Origin of the sequence: Anaerotruncus sp. AF02-27, from assembly GCF_003465835.1 — a bacterium.
GTDB classification, from domain to species: domain Bacteria; phylum Bacillota; class Clostridia; order Oscillospirales; family Ruminococcaceae; genus Anaerotruncus; species Anaerotruncus rubiinfantis.
In genome coordinates, this window is record NZ_QSBX01000009.1 from 107,953 (window position 1) to 125,016 (window position 17,064).

Below are 17,064 nucleotides of genomic sequence, written 5' to 3' on the forward strand. Positions count from 1 at the left end.
AAGGGAAATATTCACACGCCTTTGGGCAAATATTTCTGCCTAAAATCTTACCACAATATTTGTGCGCATTCAATAATCATATTTTACAAGCTTCTCTTGCCCTCGCATCTCCTTTTTGCGCAATGAAACCGTTTTGTCTATTTACCGCCCCGGTTTCGGATGGTATACTGGGAAAAAGAAAAACTTAGGAGGCATCTATGAACTGGGTAACTCAGTCCATTTTCTATCATATCTATCCTCTCGGCTTCTGCGGCGCGCCGCCGCAAAATGACAATGGTGAAACTGTCAGCCGGATCGAAAAGCTCACCGAATGGATCCCGCATCTCAATGCGCTCGGAGTGAACGCCCTCTATCTCGGGCCGGTATTCGAATCGACCGCTCACGGTTATGACACCCGCGACTACTACGCGGTCGACCGGCGGCTCGGGGACAAGGCGTCTTTCAAAAGGGTTTGCGATCAACTGCATAAAAATGGCATCCGCATTGTGCTCGACGGGGTCTTTAACCACGTTGGCCGCGAATTCTGGGCGTTTCGCGACGTGCGGGAGCACGGACAGGCCTCCCGCTACTGCGGCTGGTTCCAAAATCTCAATTTCGGCGGCGGCAGCCCGATGGGCGACCCGTTCTGGTATGAAAGCTGGCAGGGCTGTTACGACCTGGTGAAGCTGAACCTCAAAAACTCGGAAGTCGTCGACCATCTGCTCGGCGCTGTCAATATGTGGATGGATGAATTCGGCATCGACGGGCTGCGGCTGGACGCTGCCGACTGCGTCGATCCGGAATTTTTTAAGCGCCTGCGGCAGTTCTGCAAGGGCAAAAACCCGGATTTCTGGCTGATGGGAGAGATCATCCACGGGGATTATAACCGCTGGGCCAATCCCGAGATGCTCGATTCGGTCACCAACTACGAATGCGCCAAGGGGCTTTATTCGTCCCACAATGACCACAATTATTTTGAAATTGCCCACTCGCTGAACCGTCAGTCCGGCCCGGGCGGCATCTATCAAAATCTCTGCCTCTATAACTTTGTGGATAACCATGACGTCAGCCGCCTTCTGTCGGTGCTGAAGGATCCGGCCCACCGCTACAACATCTATACCCTTCTCTATACGATGCCCGGGGTGCCGTCGGTCTACTATGGGAGCGAATGGGGCGTCAAGGCGCAAAAACAGAACGGGTCCGACGCGAACCTGCGCCCCTGCCTTACATTGGGACAGGTTCCGGACGCGGATGAAGCCCTCTGCGCGCATCTCGCGCGGCTTGGGAAAATACGTTCGGCTTTCCCCGCACTGCAGCATGGGCGCTACGCGCAGGCGCTCGTCAAAAATGAACAGTTCGCCTTCTGCCGCGCGGACGGTGGGCAAAAAATCTATGTCGCGCTCAACTGCGCGAATCATCCGGAGTTTGTGGAATTCCCGGTGGAGGTTCCCGCGCTTACCGACCTTTTCTCCGGCGTAACGTTTGAGACGAACGATGGGAACCTGAAAATCGAGCTGCCTGCCTGCGGCGCGCGCATCCTGGTCCCGGCGGGGGATGACCGGACGCTCGCGGATTTGGACGAGCCTGCGGACCATGCGCAGAAGTCTTCCGAAACACCGTCCCGTCCCGCGCCCGGCGTGGTCTGGCTGGGCCGTTACCGCCATTTCAAGGGCAACGAATACGAGGTTCTCGGCGTGGCCAGGCACAGCGAAACGCTGGAGGATTACGTTGTCTACCGTGCGCTTTACGGAGAGGGCGGGCTCTGGGTACGCCCAGCCAGCATGTTCACTGAAACCATTGAGCGAAACGGCAAATGTATCCCGCGCTTTGAATATATTGGCGAATAGAACAGCGAATCGAAAAAGCGGCCCGCAAGGCAATGTCTTGCGGGCCGCTTGGTTTTTTCTTTTATCTTCTGGGAGGAACCGCGTGAATGGCACGCCCATCCGCGGCCTCGACCGCTTCGGTGAAGCTCTCGCAGAAGGTTGGATGCGGCCGTACAACCGAAATGAGCTGTCCGGTGGTCAGCCCGTTTGCAACGGCGGTGGCCGCCTCTCCAATGAGGTCGGTCGCGCGCGGACACATCATCTGCACACCGATCAGCTTTTCGCTCTGCGCATCAAAAACCGTCTTTATAAAGCTGCGTTCACACTCCTCGATCAATGCTTTTCCGGTTGCGGTCAGAAGGAACTTCCCGGTCTTGACATCCATCCCACGCATCTTCGCTTCGTCCACTGTCAGCCCCACGCTGGCAATCTCAGGGTCGGTGTAAATGCAGGCCGGAATCACATCGAGGTTGACCGAACGCGGCTTTTCAGCCAATGCGTCCGCGATACAGATCCCCTGCGCCGACGCGGCGTGTGCGAGCTGGATTTTTCCGATGACGTCCCCGATCGCATAGACACCCTCCACATTGGTTCGGAAGGCATCGTCCACCTGGATATGTCCGTGTTCGCACGCGACCGAAAAGCCTTTGGCAAAGAGATTTTCCGTGTTGGCCCGGCGGCCGACGGCACAGAGCACTGCGTCCGCCGAAATTTCCTGTGCGTTCCCCTTCGCCGTAAAACGGCAGGCAAAACCGTCCTTCTCTTTTTCGATTGCTTCCACCCTTGCTCCCGCAAAGATCCGCACGCCGCGTTTTTTGAGGATCATCCCGAGGTTTTGGGAAATCTCCCTGTCCATGGTGGGCAGGATGCGGTCCATCGCTTCAATCACGGCGACTTCGCAGCCAAACGCACTGTAAAGCGAAGCAAATTCCATCCCGATGACGCCGCCGCCGATGATCACGAGGCGTGGATAAAGCCGCGCTTCGGCAAGCAGGCTGTCGCTGGTGAGCGCAAATTCGATCCCTGGGATATGCGGCAGAGCGGGCTTCGAGCCGGATGCAATCAGGATGCTCTTGCAGCCAAGCGTTTCATCTCCAGCCCGCACCCGGCCCTGGCCCAGAATTGCGGCCCGCGCGCGGATCAGATCAATTTTATTCGCCTTCAGGAGCTGTTCAATCCCGTTTTGCAGCTGGGAAACGACCGCGTCCTTGCGCGCGTGGATTTTCGCAAGATCAAACCGGACATTGTCCGCCAAGATCCCGATGAAGGACGTGTTTTGCAGTTCCTGATAGGCTCGCGCGCTGTGCAGAAGCGCTTTTGTCGGGATGCAGCCCCGGTTGAGGCAGGTCCCGCCAACCGCATCCGCCTCGCAGACCGCAACGGCAAGCCCATTTTGCGCGGCGCGGATCGCGGCCACATAGCCGCCTGGGCCCGCGCCGATCACGATCAAATCGTATGTTTTCATAGAATCTCCTTCCTGTAACTCCGGCGAAAACTACGCGGGGCCGGTTTTCCGCCGGCGAATGCCGGCGCGCCGCTTTGCGGCGGCGGGAATGCGCAGCGTTTCCCGCGAAAACCGGCTGTCTCTGCCTAAAGCTGCTGCGCCCGGATGAGCGAACGGATATCGCACAGTTCCGGCGCGTCCCCTGTCAGGGCTGCGCAGAGCGCGTCGGTCGAGCAGGCCGCGCCTTCAAGCATCCGCGGGATCGAATCGATCAGGTCGGCATCCATCGCATCGGAAAAGACTTCACAGCCTGCTACCTGTCCATTTTGCACCGCAAGCCGCAGTTCGATATTCCCCCAGCCGAACCGTTTGCCAAAAGAACAGGTGAACGGAAGCGGCTGTCCGAGCCGCCACTGCCAGGAAGCATATTTCTCCTTCAGGCCTGCCCATTCATCCGGATCGAACTGCGCTGGACGAATTTTTTGCGGGATGCCGCCGTAAACTTCTCCGAATGCACGCAGCAATGCGTCACGCATCGTGTCCACGGTGATACGCCTCTCCAGTGAATGCAGGTTCACCACCCGCGACCGCACCGAATCAACCCCTTTTGCGGCAAGCTTCTCGACCGAAACAGACAGATAGTCGGACAGGTGCGCAAGATCCACGTCGATGAGCAGCGTCCCATGGTGATAGCAGCCGTGCGCAGTCCGGTAAAAAGCGTTGCCGGAAAATTTCCGTCCCGCGGCAGTCACATCGTTGCGGCCGGATTTTTCCGCCCGCAGGCCAAAACTTTCCACCGCCCGCAGGATCACCGCAAGCTGCCGGTCAACATCGTAATCCGGCCGGTTCGCCAAAAAAGTGAAGTTGAGGTTCCCAAGGTCGTGGAACACCGCGCCACCGCCCGAAAGCCGCCGCGCAAGCTTGCCGCCGTCCGCTTCGAGCGCGGCGATCCGGCATTCCTTCCACGCGTTCTGGTTGCGCCCGATAACCACCGTCTTCTGGTTCTGCCAGAGATAGAGGATCACAGTGTCCCTGGGTATCCGACGCACCAACAGCTCCTCAAGCGCCAGATTTTCATACGGATCATAACCCGCCCCAATCAGATAGCAGAGCCGCTCAGCCATCGTTTTCTCCAAACCGGTACCGCAGGCGCGGATTGCGGGCAGCACCTACCTCATCCAGCCGGCGCACCGGCGTGTGCAGCGGCAATTCATGCATGCAGTCCGGATTTTTCCGCGCCTTTTGGATGCTGTCCAGGAAGATCCGGGACGCTTCATCGAGCGTTTCCGGGCTTTCGGTTTCGGTCGGTTCGACCATCAGAGCTTCATGCACGATGAGCGGGAAATACATCGTGGGCGGGTGCATTCCTGCGTCAAGCAGGCTCTTGGCGATGTCCATCGCGGTCACGCCGCATTCCTTTTTCAGTGGTTCGAGCGTCATGACGAATTCGTGCATGCAGGGGCGCCGGTAGGCCATCTCGTATTGGGACGCGAGCTTGTGCATCAGGTAATTCGCGTTGAGCACCGCGTTCTCACTCGCTTCGCGCACCCCTTCAGCGCCCAGCGTCAAAAGATAGGCAAGCGCTTTCACCACGACAAGGAAGTTCCCATAGAAAGATTTTACCTGTCCAATGCTCTGCGGCGCGTCATTCGAAAGTCCACTCGGTGCGATCTGCGGTTTTGGCAGGTACGGCGCGAGAAATTCCTTACAGCCGACCGGGCCGGCGCCCGGACCGCCGCCGCCATGCGGAGTCGAAAAGGTCTTGTGGAGGTTGAGATGCACGCAGTCGAAGCCCATGTCGCCCGGCCGCACCACGCCCATGACCGCGTTGAGGTTCGCGCCGTCATAATAGCACAGGCCGCCCGCGTCGTGGACAATTTTTGTGATCTCCAGGATATTCTGATCGAACAGGCCAACTGTGTTGGGGTTGGTGAGCATGAGCCCCGCCGTATCTTCCCCCACCGCTTCGCGCAGGTCGGAAAGGCTGACGCAGCCATCCCGGCCGGATGGGACATTCACAATCGACATACCTGCCATTGCCGCCGAGGCAGGATTGGTCCCGTGCGCTGAATCCGGCACAATGATCTTGGTGCGTTTTGTGTCGCCGCGCAACTCGTGGTATTTCTTGATGAGCAGCAGCCCGGTGAACTCGCCATGCGCGCCAGCCGCGGGCTGGAAGGTCATCGCATCCATACCGGTGATCTCACAGAGATATTTCTCCGCAAGCTGCAGAACTTCAATGCAGCCGCGCGCCGTTTCCGGCGGCTGGAGCGGATGGATCTTTGCAAAGCCCGGCAGCGCCGCCATTTCATCGTTCAGTTTGGGGTTATATTTCATGGTGCAGGAGCCGAGCGGGTAAAATCCGTCGTTCACCCCGTGGGTGCGCCGTGCGAGCGCCGAATAATGCCGCGCCAGGTCGCATTCCGCAATCTGAGGCAGACGCGGCGGGGCACTGCGCCGCATGCCCTCCGGCAGGCTGACCGCCGGGGTGCTGCTTTCGGGCAGATAGTCGTTTCGGCGTCCGGGGCGGCTCTCTTCAAACAGCAGTTTCATGCGATCGCCTCCTTTATGAGCGTTATCAGACGGTCGATATCCGCTTTGGTGTTCTGTTCAGTCGCGCACCAGAGAATGCCGGAATTTACCGGCAGCCCGCCAAGCACACCATGCGCCGCGAGTTTTTCATTCAGCAGAACCGGATCGACGGGACATTCGGTGACGAATTCGTGGAAGAACCGCCGGGCGTACCGGCGTTCAAAGCCGGGGACGCGCCCGAGCTCGCAGGCAAGATAATGGGCGTTATCCATACACTGCCGCGCGGCTTTCATAAGCCCTTCCGGACCCATCGCCGCCAGATAGACCGATGCGGTAAGCGCGCACCACGCCTGGTTCGAGCAGATGTTCGAGGAGGCCTTCTCACGGCGGATGTGCTGTTCACGCGCCTGCAGGGTGAGCACAAAGGCCCGCCTGCCGTCCACGTCGGTGGTTTCGCCCACGATGCGGCCGGGCAGTCTACGGGTCATGGCCGCCTTGCAGGCCATAAAACCGAGATACGGCCCCCCAAACGCGAGCGGAAGCCCCAGCGGCTGGCCTTCTCCCACAGCGATGTCCGCACCGCAATCAGCGGGCGTTTTGAGGATTGCCGCTGCAATGGGGTTCACATTGAGAACGAACTTCGCCCCTGCGGCGTGCGCCGCCTGCGCGGCAGCTTCCGCATCCTCCAGCACGCCGAAATAGTTCGGCTGGGAAAGGATCACACAGGCAGAGTCTTCCCCAAGCAGCCCGGAAAGCGCCTCCAGGTCGGTAGCGCCGTCCTTTTCCGGGATCACCTGTATTTCGCAGTCCGCCGCCCAGCAGTAGGTCTTGACCGTTGCAATCACATCCGGATGGCAGGCGGCCGAGATGAGCGTTCTCATGCGTTTGCGGTCGCGGCACATGGCCGCGGCTTCAGCGGTTGCGGATGCGCCGTCGTAGACCGAGGCGTTCGCGCTGTCCATGCCTGTCAGTTCGCAGATCATCGTCTGGAACTCGAAAATTGACTGCAAAATGCCCTGGGAAATCTCCGCCTGATAAGGCGTATAGGCGGTGACAAACGCTTCTTTCGCGGTGATCTGTTTCACGATTGACGGGATATAGTGGCTGTAGGCGCCCGCGCCGCGGAAGATGCTCCGGAAGGCCACGTTTTTCTCTGCGAGAGCTTCCAGTTCCCGGCGGACGTCAAATTCGCTCTTCCCGGCCGGAATACCGAGCTTCGGGTATTTCGGGACGCTTTCGGGGATCATCCCGAAAAGCGCCTCCATATTCGCACAGCCGATGCTTTCGAGCATTCTTTGACGCTCGGCGGCTGTAGACGGTACGTAACTTCCCATGGGCTTACTCCTCCGACGTGGCGATAAAGACTTCGTATTCGGACGGGCTGAGCAGCTCTTCCTTCGCCGTCACATCCGAAACCCGAAAGAGCCAGGACGCATATGCATCCTCATTGATCTTCTCGGGCGAATCCAGCAGCTCCTCATTGACCTCACAAATGGTGCCGGTCACCGGGCTGTAAATATCCGAAACCGCCTTGACGCTCTCGACATCCGCGATCGTTTCGCCCGCGACCGCTTCGTCTCCCACCTGCGGCAGATTCACAAACACCAAGTCGCCCAGCTCCTGCTGTGCGTGGTCGCTCAGCCCCACCTCAACGATTCCGCCGTCCAATTCTCTGACCCATTCATGAGATTTGGTATACATTACCTTATTATTTACCATAATTATCCTCCTTGTATAGAATCATTCTTGTTATACCGTGTTTTTCTTGTAAAAGAAAGAACCAAAAAATGCGCCTAAAGCAGGGCTGCTGCCCAAACAGGATTCCACTTTCTGTGGAAAGCGGCCAAAGGCGCTGCCTTTGGAAACCGCAAGCTTTTGAAAAAGCTTGACGAAAACTTTGACTATTTCGCGCGCTTATAGAACGGCAGTTCGACCACCTCGGCCGCGATCCGCCGTCCGCGCACGTCAACCTCCAGCGCGTCGCCAAGCTGCGCCGCCTCCGTTTCGACCAGCGCCATTGCGTAGGCGCCGCCAAGATACGGGCAGTGGGTTCCAGACGTTGTAAAGCCGATGGGCTTTCCATCCTGAAAGACTTCACAGCGCTCCCGCGCGATGCCGCGCCCGGTCATTTTAAGCCCAATCCGTTTACGCGGCGGGGGATTTTGGGTCTCCAGAGCCGTCTTCCCAAGAAAATCCGCTTTCTTCAGCTTCACCGCGAAGCCAAGTCCAGTCTCGAGCGGCGTCACCGTTTCATCCATCTCATGCCCATAAAGCGGCATCGCGGCTTCCAGCCGCAGGGTATCCCGCGCTCCCAGCCCGCAGGGTATGAGACCGTCCTCCGCGCCCGCCTCGAGCAGCGCGTCCCAGAGGAACACCGCGTCCTGCGCGTCGCAGTAAAGTTCATAACCATCCTCGCCGGTGTATCCGGTTTTTGAGATGATGCAGGTGACCTCGGCGGGCTTCACCCGCTCAGAGTGCCCGCCGCTTGTAAATACCGCGATCGGGCCGTCTCCACCCATGCCGCCGGGAATTTTAACCGCCGCGTTTTCCACAAAGGAATAATATTTCTGTGGGATGCTGCCTGGCGCACAGAGTTTTGAAAGGATCATATGCGCATGCGGTCCCTGGAGCGCGACCTGCGCGACCTGGTCGGAGATGTCCTCCATCCGCATGTCGCCCCCGATATGCGCACGCATCCAATCGACATCTTTCTGCCGGTTTGCCGCGTTGACCACCACAAGGTATTTCTCTGCTTCCACCCGGTAGACCAGCAGGTCATCGATCACGCCGCCCGCGTCGTTGCACATCGGGCTGTATCGCACCTGGCCGTCGTACATATTGGTAAAGTCGTTGGTCATGAGGTTGTTCAGATTTTTCAGCGCGTCCGGGCCGCTGAACGTGACCTCTCCCATATGGGAAACATCGAAAAGCCCCGCCCTTTCGCGCACCGCCAGATGTTCGGCAATCACGCCGGTCGGATACTGCACCGGCAGAAGATACCCCGCGAATGGCACAATTTTGGCGTCACGCGCAACATGGGCCTCGTAGAGCGGCGTTTTTTGTTCCATTTCGATTCCTCCTCACTGATTGACAAAGAATAAACAAAAAAACAGAGGCATGCTGAAAATTCAGCATGCCTCTGTTCGATAACCTGAAAGATTCGCCCCTAAGGGAGCTTGCTTCTTCGGTGCCTTGCGGCTTTCCAGAGTTTCGTCCCAATCCGGTCCTTTTGCCTGAGAGTTTCTTGCAGTACCCCTTCGGCGCCTTGCGGTCTCTCCCGGATTGATCATCCGCATATTCTTTTGTTCAGTATACCTGAAGTTTCCGTCAATGTAAAGATCTGTTAAAAAATAAACAGTTTAAAAGGTGATATCCGCGGTCTTTGCCTTCACGAGCGGCAGCAGGTCAGACGGCGCGGCCTCGATCTGGCAGCCGATTCTCCCGCCGCTCACGACCACCCGCGGCAGGCTGTTTACCGCCTCGTCAAAAACTGTCACAAAGAGCTTCTTCATCCCAACCGGTGAGCAGCCGCCCCGGATATATCCGGTCGTCTTATTGATTTCATCCACATGGATCATCTCCACCGATTTTTCCCCAACCGATTTTGCGGCCTTCTTAAGATCCAGCTCCTTTGCCACCGGGATGACAAAAACATAATTCGCCCGGCTTGCGCCGCGGGTCACCAGCGTTTTATAAACCGTGTCCACATCCTGCCCAAGTTTTGCCGCGACGCTCACGCCGTCAATCTTTCCGTCGCTGTGTTCATATGTGTGAATCTGATACGGGATCTTCGCTTTATCCAGCATCCGCATCGCATTCGTTTTTTGTTCCGCCATAATAACGCTCCCCAAAGGATACCAAAAGTCCAAAGGCTTAGATCAAACTTTCGAGAAAGTTTGCAGGGGCGCGGCCCTGCCTGAATATGAAATCTGCTTACATTCCCAAATATGCTTTGCGCACCTTGTCGTCCGCGAGCATCTCTTTGGCGTCGCCGCTCATGACGATACGCCCGGTTTCAAGCACATACGCCCGATTCGCGATCGAAAGCGCCATCTTCGCATTCTGCTCGACGAGCAGGATGGTCATGCCGGTGCGGTTGAGCTCCACAATGATGTTGAAAATCTCTTTCACCAGGAGCGGAGAAAGACCCATCGACGGCTCATCCATGAGCAGAATCTTCGGGCGGGACATGATCGCGCGGCCGATCGCCAGCATCTGCTGCTCGCCGCCCGAAAGGGTCCCTCCCGCCTGTTTGCAACGCTCCCGCAGGCGCGGGAAATGACTGTACACATTCTCGATATCCGCTTCGATCTGGGATTTATCCTTCACAATGAATGCTCCCATCTCGAGGTTCTCTTCCACCGTCATCTGTGAAAAAATCCGTCTGCCCTCCGGCACATGCGCCATCCCAAGCCCGATGATCTTCGATGGGTCGGTGGCCAACAGGTTCTGCCCGTTCAAAAGCACTTCACCCGAGGTGGCTTTCTTAAGCCCGGTGATCGTATGCAGCGTGGTCGTCTTGCCCGCGCCGTTCGCGCCGATAAGCGAAACGATCTCCCCTTCGTTTACTTCCAGGCTCACATCGTGGATGGCATGGATCGCGCCATAGGAGACGTTCAGATTTTTGACATTCAGCATTGCGTTTCCTCCTATTCTCCGCCGAGATATGCGCCGATCACCTTCGGGTTGCGCGCAATCTCCTGCGGGGTCCCGGTCGCGATGATCATGCCGTAGTCGATGACGACCAGCCGTTCGCAGATACTCATGACAAGGCTCATATCGTGCTCGATAAGCAAAATCGAGATCCCGAATTTCTTGCGGATGATCGAGATGGTCTCCATCAGCTCGGCCGTTTCGGTAGGATTCATGCCCGCCGCCGGTTCGTCGAGCAGCAGCACCTTCGGATTGGTCGCAAGCGCGCGCGCAATTTCCAATTTCCGCTGCTGGCCATACGGCAGGTTTGCCGCCACATGGTCGGCCAGATCTTCCATATGGAAAACCGCCAGCAGTTCCCGGGCCTTACGGTCGATTTCGGCCTCCTCCCGCCAAACGAGCGGCGTGCGCAGGATCGACGAGAGCACCGAATATTTCATATTGAGATTAAAAGCCACCTTGACATTGTCAAGGACCGTCATCTTCTTGAAAAGCCGGATGTTCTGGAAGGTGCGCGCAATCCCGGCCTTGGCCACCTGATGCGGCTTTTTGCCGTTCATGAGCGTCCCGTCAAGATAGACCGCGCCCTCGGTCGGCTGGTAGACGCCGGTGAGCATGTTGAAAACAGTGGTCTTTCCCGCGCCGTTCGGACCGATCAGCCCGACCAGCTCGCTTTCTCCGATCTCCAATTCGAAGCCTTCGACCGCCTTGAGGCCGCCGAACGCGATACCGAGGTTCTCTGCCTTAAGTACCGTTTTAGCCATTCTGCGCACCTCCCTTCTTCACGCGCCTGGGCTTATTGGGATTTCTGAGCCAGCACAGAAATTTGGTGAGTGAAAACTCATAGGTTCCCAGCAAACCGGATGGCTTGAAGATCATGACCGCGATCAGCGCGACCGAATAGATGAGCATCCGGTATTCGGAGAAGCCGCGCAGCGCCTCCGGCAGCACGGTGAGCCCGATCGCCGAAAGGATCGAACCGGTCAGCGAACCCAGTCCGCCGAGCACGACGATCACAAGGATATCGATCGAGCGCATGAAGTTGAAGGTTTTCGCGCCGAGCACCTGCATCTGTTGGGCGTAGACCGCGCCCGCTACACCCGCGAAGAAGGCGGACATGGTGAATGCGAGCACTTTATAGTAGGTGTTCGGGATGCCCGACGCCTCGGAAGCGATGTCGTCCTCACGGATCGCGATGATCGCACGGCCATGGCGGGAACGCCCGAACGCAAACAGAATTGCAATGGTGAGCACCGTCACCCAGTAGACGGTATTGAAGCTCGAGAGTTTCGGGATTCCGGAAAGGCCCTGCGCGCCGCCGGTGAACTCGACGTTCTCGATGATGACGCGGATGATCTCCCCAAAGCCAAGGGTAATGATCGCCAGATAGTCGCCCTTGAGCCGCAGCGCCGGGATGCCGACCACAAGGCCGAACAGCGCCGCCACAGCGCCCGCCACCATGAGCGAAGCCAAAAAGATACCGGTTCCCATTGCTGTGGGACCGTCCGCGTCAACCAGCACCATACCGCTCTCTGCGATCTTCATCGAGAAAAGCGCGGCAGCGTACGCGCCGACCGACATGAACCCCGCGTGGCCGAGCGCAATCTGCCCGAGCACACCGGTTGTCAGGTTTAAAGAGGTTGCCAGGATAATATTGATCATGACGAGCATCATGACGCCCGCCCAATACTGGTCGATAATCCCGGTCTTTATCAGTGCGGCCAATGCCGCAAACAGGAGCACCGCGGAAACGGCGTTCACCAGATAGGACTGTAAAGTTTTCTTATTTCGATCCGTTGCCACCGCGCTCACCTACACTTTCTCTCCGACGTTTTTCCCAAGGATACCGGTCGGCTTTACCAGCAGCACAATGATCAGGATGCCGAACACGACCGCGTCCGCGAGATGCGAGGAGATATACGCCTTGGTCAGGCTTTCAACCAGCCCAATCACAAAACCGCCAAGCATCGCGCCCGGGATGATGCCGATGCCGCCGAGCACCGCGGCGATGAACGCCTTGAGGCCGAGCATCGAACCCATATATGGGTTGGCGAGCGGATAGGCCGAGCAGTACATTACCGAGGCCACCGCCGCAAGGCCCGAGCCGATCGCAAAGGTCATCGAAATGGTGGTGTTGCTGTTGACCCCCATCAGCATCGCGGCGCCAGCGTCCTCGCTGACTGCCCGCATCGCCTTGCCCATCCGGGTCTTTTTGATGAAGAGCTGCAGAAGCACCATGCACACGACCGACAGCACGATGGTCAGAATGGTCACCATATTGGTCTGGATCTTCCCCAAAGAGATAGTTTCCGCGGAAAAGACCGCCGGAAACGGCTTGGACGCGGATGAGAAGAAGATCATGAAAAGATTTTCCAGGAAAAGGCTCACCGCAATCGCCGTGATGAGGACCGAAAGCGACGGAGAACCGCGCAGCGGCTTATAGGCGATCTTCTCGGTTACCACGCCCAGAAGCGAGCAGGCTGCTACCGCAATAATGATGCAAAGCCATGCGGGGATTCCCATCCCCACCAAGACGGGAATACTGAACAGGGACACATAGGCTCCCACCATGATAAAATCGCCATGTGCGAAGTTAATCAGCTTTACAATGCCGTAAACCATCGTATAGCCCAGTGCGACGAGAGCGTAGATGCTGCCAACCTGTATTCCATTAATAACCTGATTGATAAATAGAATAAGATTGTCCATTTGGCACCTGACCTTTCATTCGGAATAAACCGCATCGCCGCCGCATGCTGCCAGACACACGGCAAACGGTTCGGGCGGTCTTTTCGCCCATAGAGTCTATTTTACACGATATCTGCCGGAATTGCCAGATCTTTGTAAAAAAAAGAAAATTTCTCGGGGCCAAAAAACGCCCCCCGGATAAACGGAAAAGGGAAGGCGGGGCAAGCTTAGCCCCGCCTTCCTGTAAATCCTTCGTAAAAAAGCCCTGTCTTTGTGTATCCCGGATTATTCAGCGGTCAGAAGCGTCTCCAGAGAAGTCTGGCCATCCTGCAGCTTGATGATCGCGGCGGTTTTGACCGGATCGCCGTTTTCATCGAAGGTCATGTGGCCGGTGACGCCGGAATAATCAGTGGCTTTCATCGCTTCCACAACCGCAGCTTTGTCGGTCGAACCGGCTTTTTCCATCGCGGCCTTCATAATGTAAACCGAATCGTAACCCAGTGCGGAAAACGCGGTCGGTTCATCGTTGTAGGTGCTTCTGTAGTTCTCAACGAAGCTCTTGACGGCTTCCGCTTCGTCGTTCACAAAGTAATGGCAGGAGAAATAGCAGCCGTCCACAGCGGAGGCGTTCGCTTCGCCGAGCGAACCCAGCACGCCGTCCCAGCCGTCCGCGCCGAGCATGGTGCCTTGGAAGCCGACCTGGCGGGCCTGGGTCGCGATCAGCGCGATCTTTTCATAGTAGTCAGGCAGCATCAGGACATCCGGGCCGGCCGCATTGATCTTGGTCAGCTGGGTCTTGAAGTCCTGGTCGTCAGCGCCATAACGCTCGTCTCCGACAACCTCCAGGCCGAGCTCCTGCGCCTTGGCAGCGAATGCCTTCGCAATGCCGTCCGAATAATCGTCAGAGGAGTTTGCCAGTACCGCAACCTTCTTGGCGCCCAGGTTCTTCGCGGCAAAGGTGGCCATGACTTCACCCTGGAACGGGTCGAGGAAGCAGGTGCGGAAGATGTTTTCGCCGTTTTGGGTGACCGAAGCGGCGGTCGCGGTCGGCGCCAGCATCGGGGTTCCGTCGCCCGGCGCCGCGGCAATCTTCGCAACCGCGTCGCACGGTTTTGAGGTGACGTCGCCGATCAGAAATTCCATCCCGGCGCTTTTCAGTTTGTTGTACGCGTTGACCGCGTCCTGAACTTCGCCCTTTTCATCTTCGGGCATCATCTCGATCTGACGTCCGAGCACACCGCCCGCCGCGTTGATCTCATTGACAGCCATCTCAATGCCGTTTTTGGTGGTGATTCCGTAAACCGAAACGCTGCCGGTCAGCGGCGCAAGCACGCCGAGTTTGATCGGGTCGGTGGAAGCGGCCGCGTCGCCCGCGGGGGCACTTGCGGCAGAATCGCCATCCGCAGCCGGTGCGGAAGAATTATTGCTGCCGGAGCCGCCGCACCCGGTCAGCACGCTGGCGGCGAGAGCTGCCGACAGCGCCAAAGCAAGAAACTTTTTCATTTTTCTTTCCTCCATCATACGCGAAAGCGCCCGGTTTTGGGGCGCTATCGCTTTAAAGTAACATATGGTTTCCATAAAAGTATATTGCAAATCAGCATCAAAATCCATTGCCTTTTTCGCCAATGATGCTGTGGGAATTCCTGCAAGTTTTAGAAAGAATTATGAATTTTACCTAAATTCCATACGTTTTATAGAAGTTTTCCAAAATATATCCACAAATTCAGCAGATCCGGCAACAAAATCGGCATTGTCCATAGAATTTTTTCTCCGTTTTTTTCCCTCACTCCGCCCATCGCGCACAGCCGTAGCCCTATCAAAGTTTCCACTTCCTTGCATGCCGGGCCACGGGCGGCCGGCTCCCGCGCCGTTTGCAGGAATTTATCCAGCCTCCCTGCAAAACCGGCGGTAAAAAAACCGCCGTCCAACGGACGGCGGCCATTTTTCCAAGTGAACGAATCACGCGTGGGCAGGTACCAGGGATTTGGTCATCCCGATCACCAGATCTACACAGGCGGTCAGCGAAAAGACAAAGTCCACGCCATAGGACGGCGCGACCTGCGAATATTGCTCGTGCAGCTCGTTGATCTGCTCATAAAGCGCCAGACTGTGATCGATTTCCGCCGCGTTCGAGATCAGATCGACCGCATGCAGCATATCACGGCGGCGATAGCCATAAAACTGCATGAAAATTTCATATTTCAGATGCCCGATCTTGCTGCCGTCAAAGTTCTCGCTGTGCGCGTAGCAGAAAAAATCGGACATGAAGTGGCAAAGGATCCCAAGCTGTTTGCTGAACTCCTCGGTCGACATGTTCTCCCCTTCCCTGGCGAGATAATCGGCCTTTTCCATCACAAGGTCATAGATATCCTTTTTAAAATGGGAAAGTTTCAGCAGGCTGGGCGCGACATCCGGCAGGAAGTTCCATCGGACGAACGTACCCTTATCCAGCTTCAGATTCATATTCTCCGTGAAATAAGCGTAAAGATACCTGCCCATTGTGATGTGGGAAAATAGGTTCATGGGACTCACCACTTTCTAAAAGATCAATTTATTCTATGCCTCTACCGGTGGCGGAGGATTCCCGCGCCTGCGCCGCCTGCCGGCCCGCAGCATACGCAGCGGATGCGCAAACCGAAAGCGGACGCGGCGGTAAGAGATGTGCAGCACCACCGCCAGCAGCACGAAATAGAGGACAAGGTTGACAAAGGAAAGGTTGCGCAGGATTTCATCGAAATGGACCATCCATGCGTGTTTTTCCGCACCTGCGAACACCTGCTCGAACACGAGGAAATGGTTGAGGAAGGTCATGCCCGTGAGCGCGAGATAGCCCGCGAAGAGCGCTCTGCTTTTATGGCAGACGCTGGCGATCAGCGCAAAAATGAGCACCGGGATCTGATACCGCTCGTGCATCCGGGCGGTGAACAGGAAGATGGTCTGCATAAATGCGAAGCCCAGAAGCCACACGCTTTTTTCGGCGGCGGTGAAATACCACGCCACCAACGCAGCCAGCGAAGCGGCCAGCATAAACGCGGAAAGCCCGCCCGCGGTGACCGGCTGGTAAAGGACCGTGTCCACATGCGAAAAGTTCGCGCCGAGCGCTGAATAAAGGTTGAACGCATTGAGCGCCGCGCCCGGGTATTGTTCAAAGCCGCCGAAATAGATTTTCCACGGTAGATTCCATCCGGAACGCACCATGAATGGGAAAAATACGGCCAGCGCGGTTCCCATCCCCGCTCCAGCCGCAAGGGCCACCCGTTTCCACGGGAACCGCATGGTCAGCAGCGCAAGGGCAAAAAGCGGCGCGAAATAGAGAGATTGAAATTTCATCAGGCAGGCCAGCGTCATTCCCCCGCCCGCCGGCACCGGTCTGCGTTCGGTCAGCAGCCAGAAAGCCAGCACCAGAAGAAACATCATGATGCAGTCGGTCTGCCCCCAATAGGAGGAGTTGAAGATAGCGGTCGGATTGACCGCCCAGAGCGCCGCGCATCCAAGCGCCGCCAGCCGGTCCACCTTTTTGAGTACCAGGTAAAGCAGCGGAATAATTGCGAGATCAAAGAGCATCTGCCAGCCTTTGAGCGCCAGCATGGCATAAGGATCGAAGGAGGCGACCGCATCCAGCGCCAGAAGCTTCCCCGTCAAAAAAAGCGGAAAAAGGAACAACGGCGGGGAATCGAGATTTCCAATGTTGTTGTAGGCGCCGAAGAAATCTTCCTCCACCCCCGCCGACCATCCGACATAATAGCTCAAGTCGAAGTAGTGTACGCTTGTGTAAGCGATCATCAGCCGCAGTACCAGCGCGGATGCAACCAGCGCGAAAAGAAACCAGGCCTCCTGTTTTTTGCCGAGGGTGAAGCTGTAACCGGGAATGCGACGATCCATAAAAAGCCTATACTTCCGATCATACAAATTTTATCACATTGCGCCAAAAGAGTCTGTTAG

General features: G+C 57.0%; 16 protein-coding genes and 1 riboswitch. Of the genes, 1 reads left to right on the forward strand and 15 read right to left on the reverse strand.

Annotated elements, in window-relative coordinates; genetic code table 11:
- Positions 1-197 precede the first annotated feature (197 nt).
- Entirely contained in the window at positions 198-1,826 is a 1,629-nt protein-coding gene (locus tag DWV16_RS09295; RefSeq protein WP_118478905.1) for a DUF1653 domain-containing protein, read from the forward strand.
- 61 nt (positions 1,827-1,887) lie between these two features.
- Here DWV16_RS09295 and lpdA read toward each other — a convergent pair whose 3' ends face one another.
- From lpdA to DWV16_RS09370, 15 genes are all read right to left on the reverse strand, one after another.
- Complete coding sequence (gene lpdA / locus DWV16_RS09300) at positions 1,888-3,270, reverse strand: dihydrolipoyl dehydrogenase (protein WP_118478907.1); 1,383 nt, start codon at positions 3,268-3,270, stop codon at positions 1,888-1,890.
- 125 nt (positions 3,271-3,395) lie between these two features.
- A complete protein-coding gene (locus tag DWV16_RS09305; protein ID WP_118478909.1) occupies positions 3,396-4,373 on the reverse strand; it encodes a lipoate--protein ligase in 978 nt (325 codons plus the stop codon).
- Positions 4,366-5,802, reverse strand: coding sequence for an aminomethyl-transferring glycine dehydrogenase subunit GcvPB (gene gcvPB, locus DWV16_RS09310; protein ID WP_066457821.1), 1,437 nt, complete (start codon positions 5,800-5,802; stop codon positions 4,366-4,368). The genes DWV16_RS09305 and gcvPB overlap by 8 nt, the downstream gene beginning before the upstream one ends.
- Positions 5,799-7,115 carry an aminomethyl-transferring glycine dehydrogenase subunit GcvPA gene (gene gcvPA / locus DWV16_RS09315; RefSeq protein ID WP_118478911.1) on the reverse strand — a complete coding sequence of 439 codons (1,317 nt, stop codon included), beginning with the start codon at positions 7,113-7,115 and terminating at the stop codon, positions 5,799-5,801. Before gcvPA ends, gcvPB begins: the two co-directional genes overlap by 4 nt.
- 4 nt (positions 7,116-7,119) lie before the next feature.
- The gene (gene gcvH / locus DWV16_RS09320) at positions 7,120-7,500 is read right to left on the reverse strand and encodes a glycine cleavage system protein GcvH (protein ID WP_066457816.1); all 381 of its coding nucleotides are present in this window, start codon (positions 7,498-7,500) and stop codon (positions 7,120-7,122) included.
- A 182-nt stretch (positions 7,501-7,682) separates the two neighbouring features.
- Positions 7,683-8,849 (reverse strand): aminomethyltransferase family protein, encoded by a 1,167-nt coding sequence (locus DWV16_RS09325; protein ID WP_118478913.1) that lies wholly within the window; start codon positions 8,847-8,849, stop codon positions 7,683-7,685.
- Positions 8,850-8,992: 143 nt separating this feature from the next.
- Positions 8,993-9,071, reverse strand: a riboswitch (glycine riboswitch).
- Positions 9,072-9,140: 69 nt separating this feature from the next.
- Complete coding sequence (gene ybaK, locus DWV16_RS09330; protein WP_118478915.1) at positions 9,141-9,617, reverse strand: Cys-tRNA(Pro) deacylase; 477 nt, start codon at positions 9,615-9,617, stop codon at positions 9,141-9,143.
- A 97-nt stretch (positions 9,618-9,714) separates the two neighbouring features.
- Positions 9,715-10,419, reverse strand: coding sequence for an ABC transporter ATP-binding protein (locus DWV16_RS09335; protein ID WP_066457809.1), 705 nt, complete (start codon positions 10,417-10,419; stop codon positions 9,715-9,717).
- 11 nt (positions 10,420-10,430) lie between these two features.
- Positions 10,431-11,198, reverse strand: a complete 768-nt coding sequence (locus DWV16_RS09340) for an ABC transporter ATP-binding protein (RefSeq protein ID WP_066457807.1) — start codon at positions 11,196-11,198, stop codon at positions 10,431-10,433.
- The gene (locus DWV16_RS09345; protein WP_066460365.1) at positions 11,191-12,237 is read right to left on the reverse strand and encodes a branched-chain amino acid ABC transporter permease; all 1,047 of its coding nucleotides are present in this window, start codon (positions 12,235-12,237) and stop codon (positions 11,191-11,193) included. Before DWV16_RS09345 ends, DWV16_RS09340 begins: the two co-directional genes overlap by 8 nt.
- A gap of 9 nt (positions 12,238-12,246) precedes the next feature.
- Entirely contained in the window at positions 12,247-13,131 is an 885-nt protein-coding gene (locus DWV16_RS09350; protein ID WP_066460363.1) for a branched-chain amino acid ABC transporter permease, read from the reverse strand.
- A 276-nt stretch (positions 13,132-13,407) separates the two neighbouring features.
- Positions 13,408-14,625: an ABC transporter substrate-binding protein gene (locus DWV16_RS09355; protein WP_066460362.1), complete on the reverse strand. Its 1,218-nt coding sequence runs from the start codon at positions 14,623-14,625 to the stop codon at positions 13,408-13,410.
- A 188-nt stretch (positions 14,626-14,813) separates the two neighbouring features.
- On the reverse strand, positions 14,814-15,050 hold the full coding sequence (locus DWV16_RS09360; RefSeq protein ID WP_118478919.1) for a hypothetical protein: 237 nt from the start codon (positions 15,048-15,050) through the stop codon (positions 14,814-14,816).
- A 31-nt stretch (positions 15,051-15,081) separates the two neighbouring features.
- On the reverse strand, positions 15,082-15,645 hold the full coding sequence (locus tag DWV16_RS09365) for a zinc dependent phospholipase C family protein (RefSeq protein WP_066457802.1): 564 nt from the start codon (positions 15,643-15,645) through the stop codon (positions 15,082-15,084).
- 33 nt (positions 15,646-15,678) lie between these two features.
- Entirely contained in the window at positions 15,679-17,004 is a 1,326-nt protein-coding gene (locus DWV16_RS09370) for a glycosyltransferase 87 family protein (RefSeq protein WP_118478921.1), read from the reverse strand.
- Positions 17,005-17,064 lie beyond the last annotated feature (60 nt).

Excerpts from the sequence above, each read along its gene's own strand:
- gcvH (WP_066457816.1), bottom strand. The coding sequence starts at position 7,500 with ATGGTAAATAATAAGGTAATGTATACCAAATCTCATGAATGGGTCAGA.
- DWV16_RS09340 (WP_066457807.1), bottom strand. The coding sequence starts at position 11,198 with ATGGCTAAAACGGTACTTAAGGCAGAGAACCTCGGTATCGCGTTCGGC.
- gcvPA (WP_118478911.1), bottom strand. The coding sequence starts at position 7,115 with ATGGGAAGTTACGTACCGTCTACAGCCGCCGAGCGTCAAAGAATGCTC.
- gcvPB (WP_066457821.1), bottom strand. The coding sequence starts at position 5,802 with ATGAAACTGCTGTTTGAAGAGAGCCGCCCCGGACGCCGAAACGACTAT.
- DWV16_RS09365 (WP_066457802.1), bottom strand. The coding sequence starts at position 15,645 with ATGAACCTATTTTCCCACATCACAATGGGCAGGTATCTTTACGCTTAT.
- DWV16_RS09305 (WP_118478909.1), bottom strand. The coding sequence starts at position 4,373 with ATGGCTGAGCGGCTCTGCTATCTGATTGGGGCGGGTTATGATCCGTAT.
- lpdA (WP_118478907.1), bottom strand. The coding sequence starts at position 3,270 with ATGAAAACATACGATTTGATCGTGATCGGCGCGGGCCCAGGCGGCTAT.
- DWV16_RS09355 (WP_066460362.1), bottom strand. The coding sequence starts at position 14,625 with ATGAAAAAGTTTCTTGCTTTGGCGCTGTCGGCAGCTCTCGCCGCCAGC.
- DWV16_RS09335 (WP_066457809.1), bottom strand. The coding sequence starts at position 10,419 with ATGCTGAATGTCAAAAATCTGAACGTCTCCTATGGCGCGATCCATGCC.
- DWV16_RS09325 (WP_118478913.1), bottom strand. The coding sequence starts at position 8,849 with ATGGAACAAAAAACGCCGCTCTACGAGGCCCATGTTGCGCGTGACGCC.
- DWV16_RS09370 (WP_118478921.1), bottom strand. The coding sequence starts at position 17,004 with ATGGATCGTCGCATTCCCGGTTACAGCTTCACCCTCGGCAAAAAACAG.
- DWV16_RS09295 (WP_118478905.1), top strand. The coding sequence starts at position 198 with ATGAACTGGGTAACTCAGTCCATTTTCTATCATATCTATCCTCTCGGC.
- ybaK (WP_118478915.1), bottom strand. The coding sequence starts at position 9,617 with ATGGCGGAACAAAAAACGAATGCGATGCGGATGCTGGATAAAGCGAAG.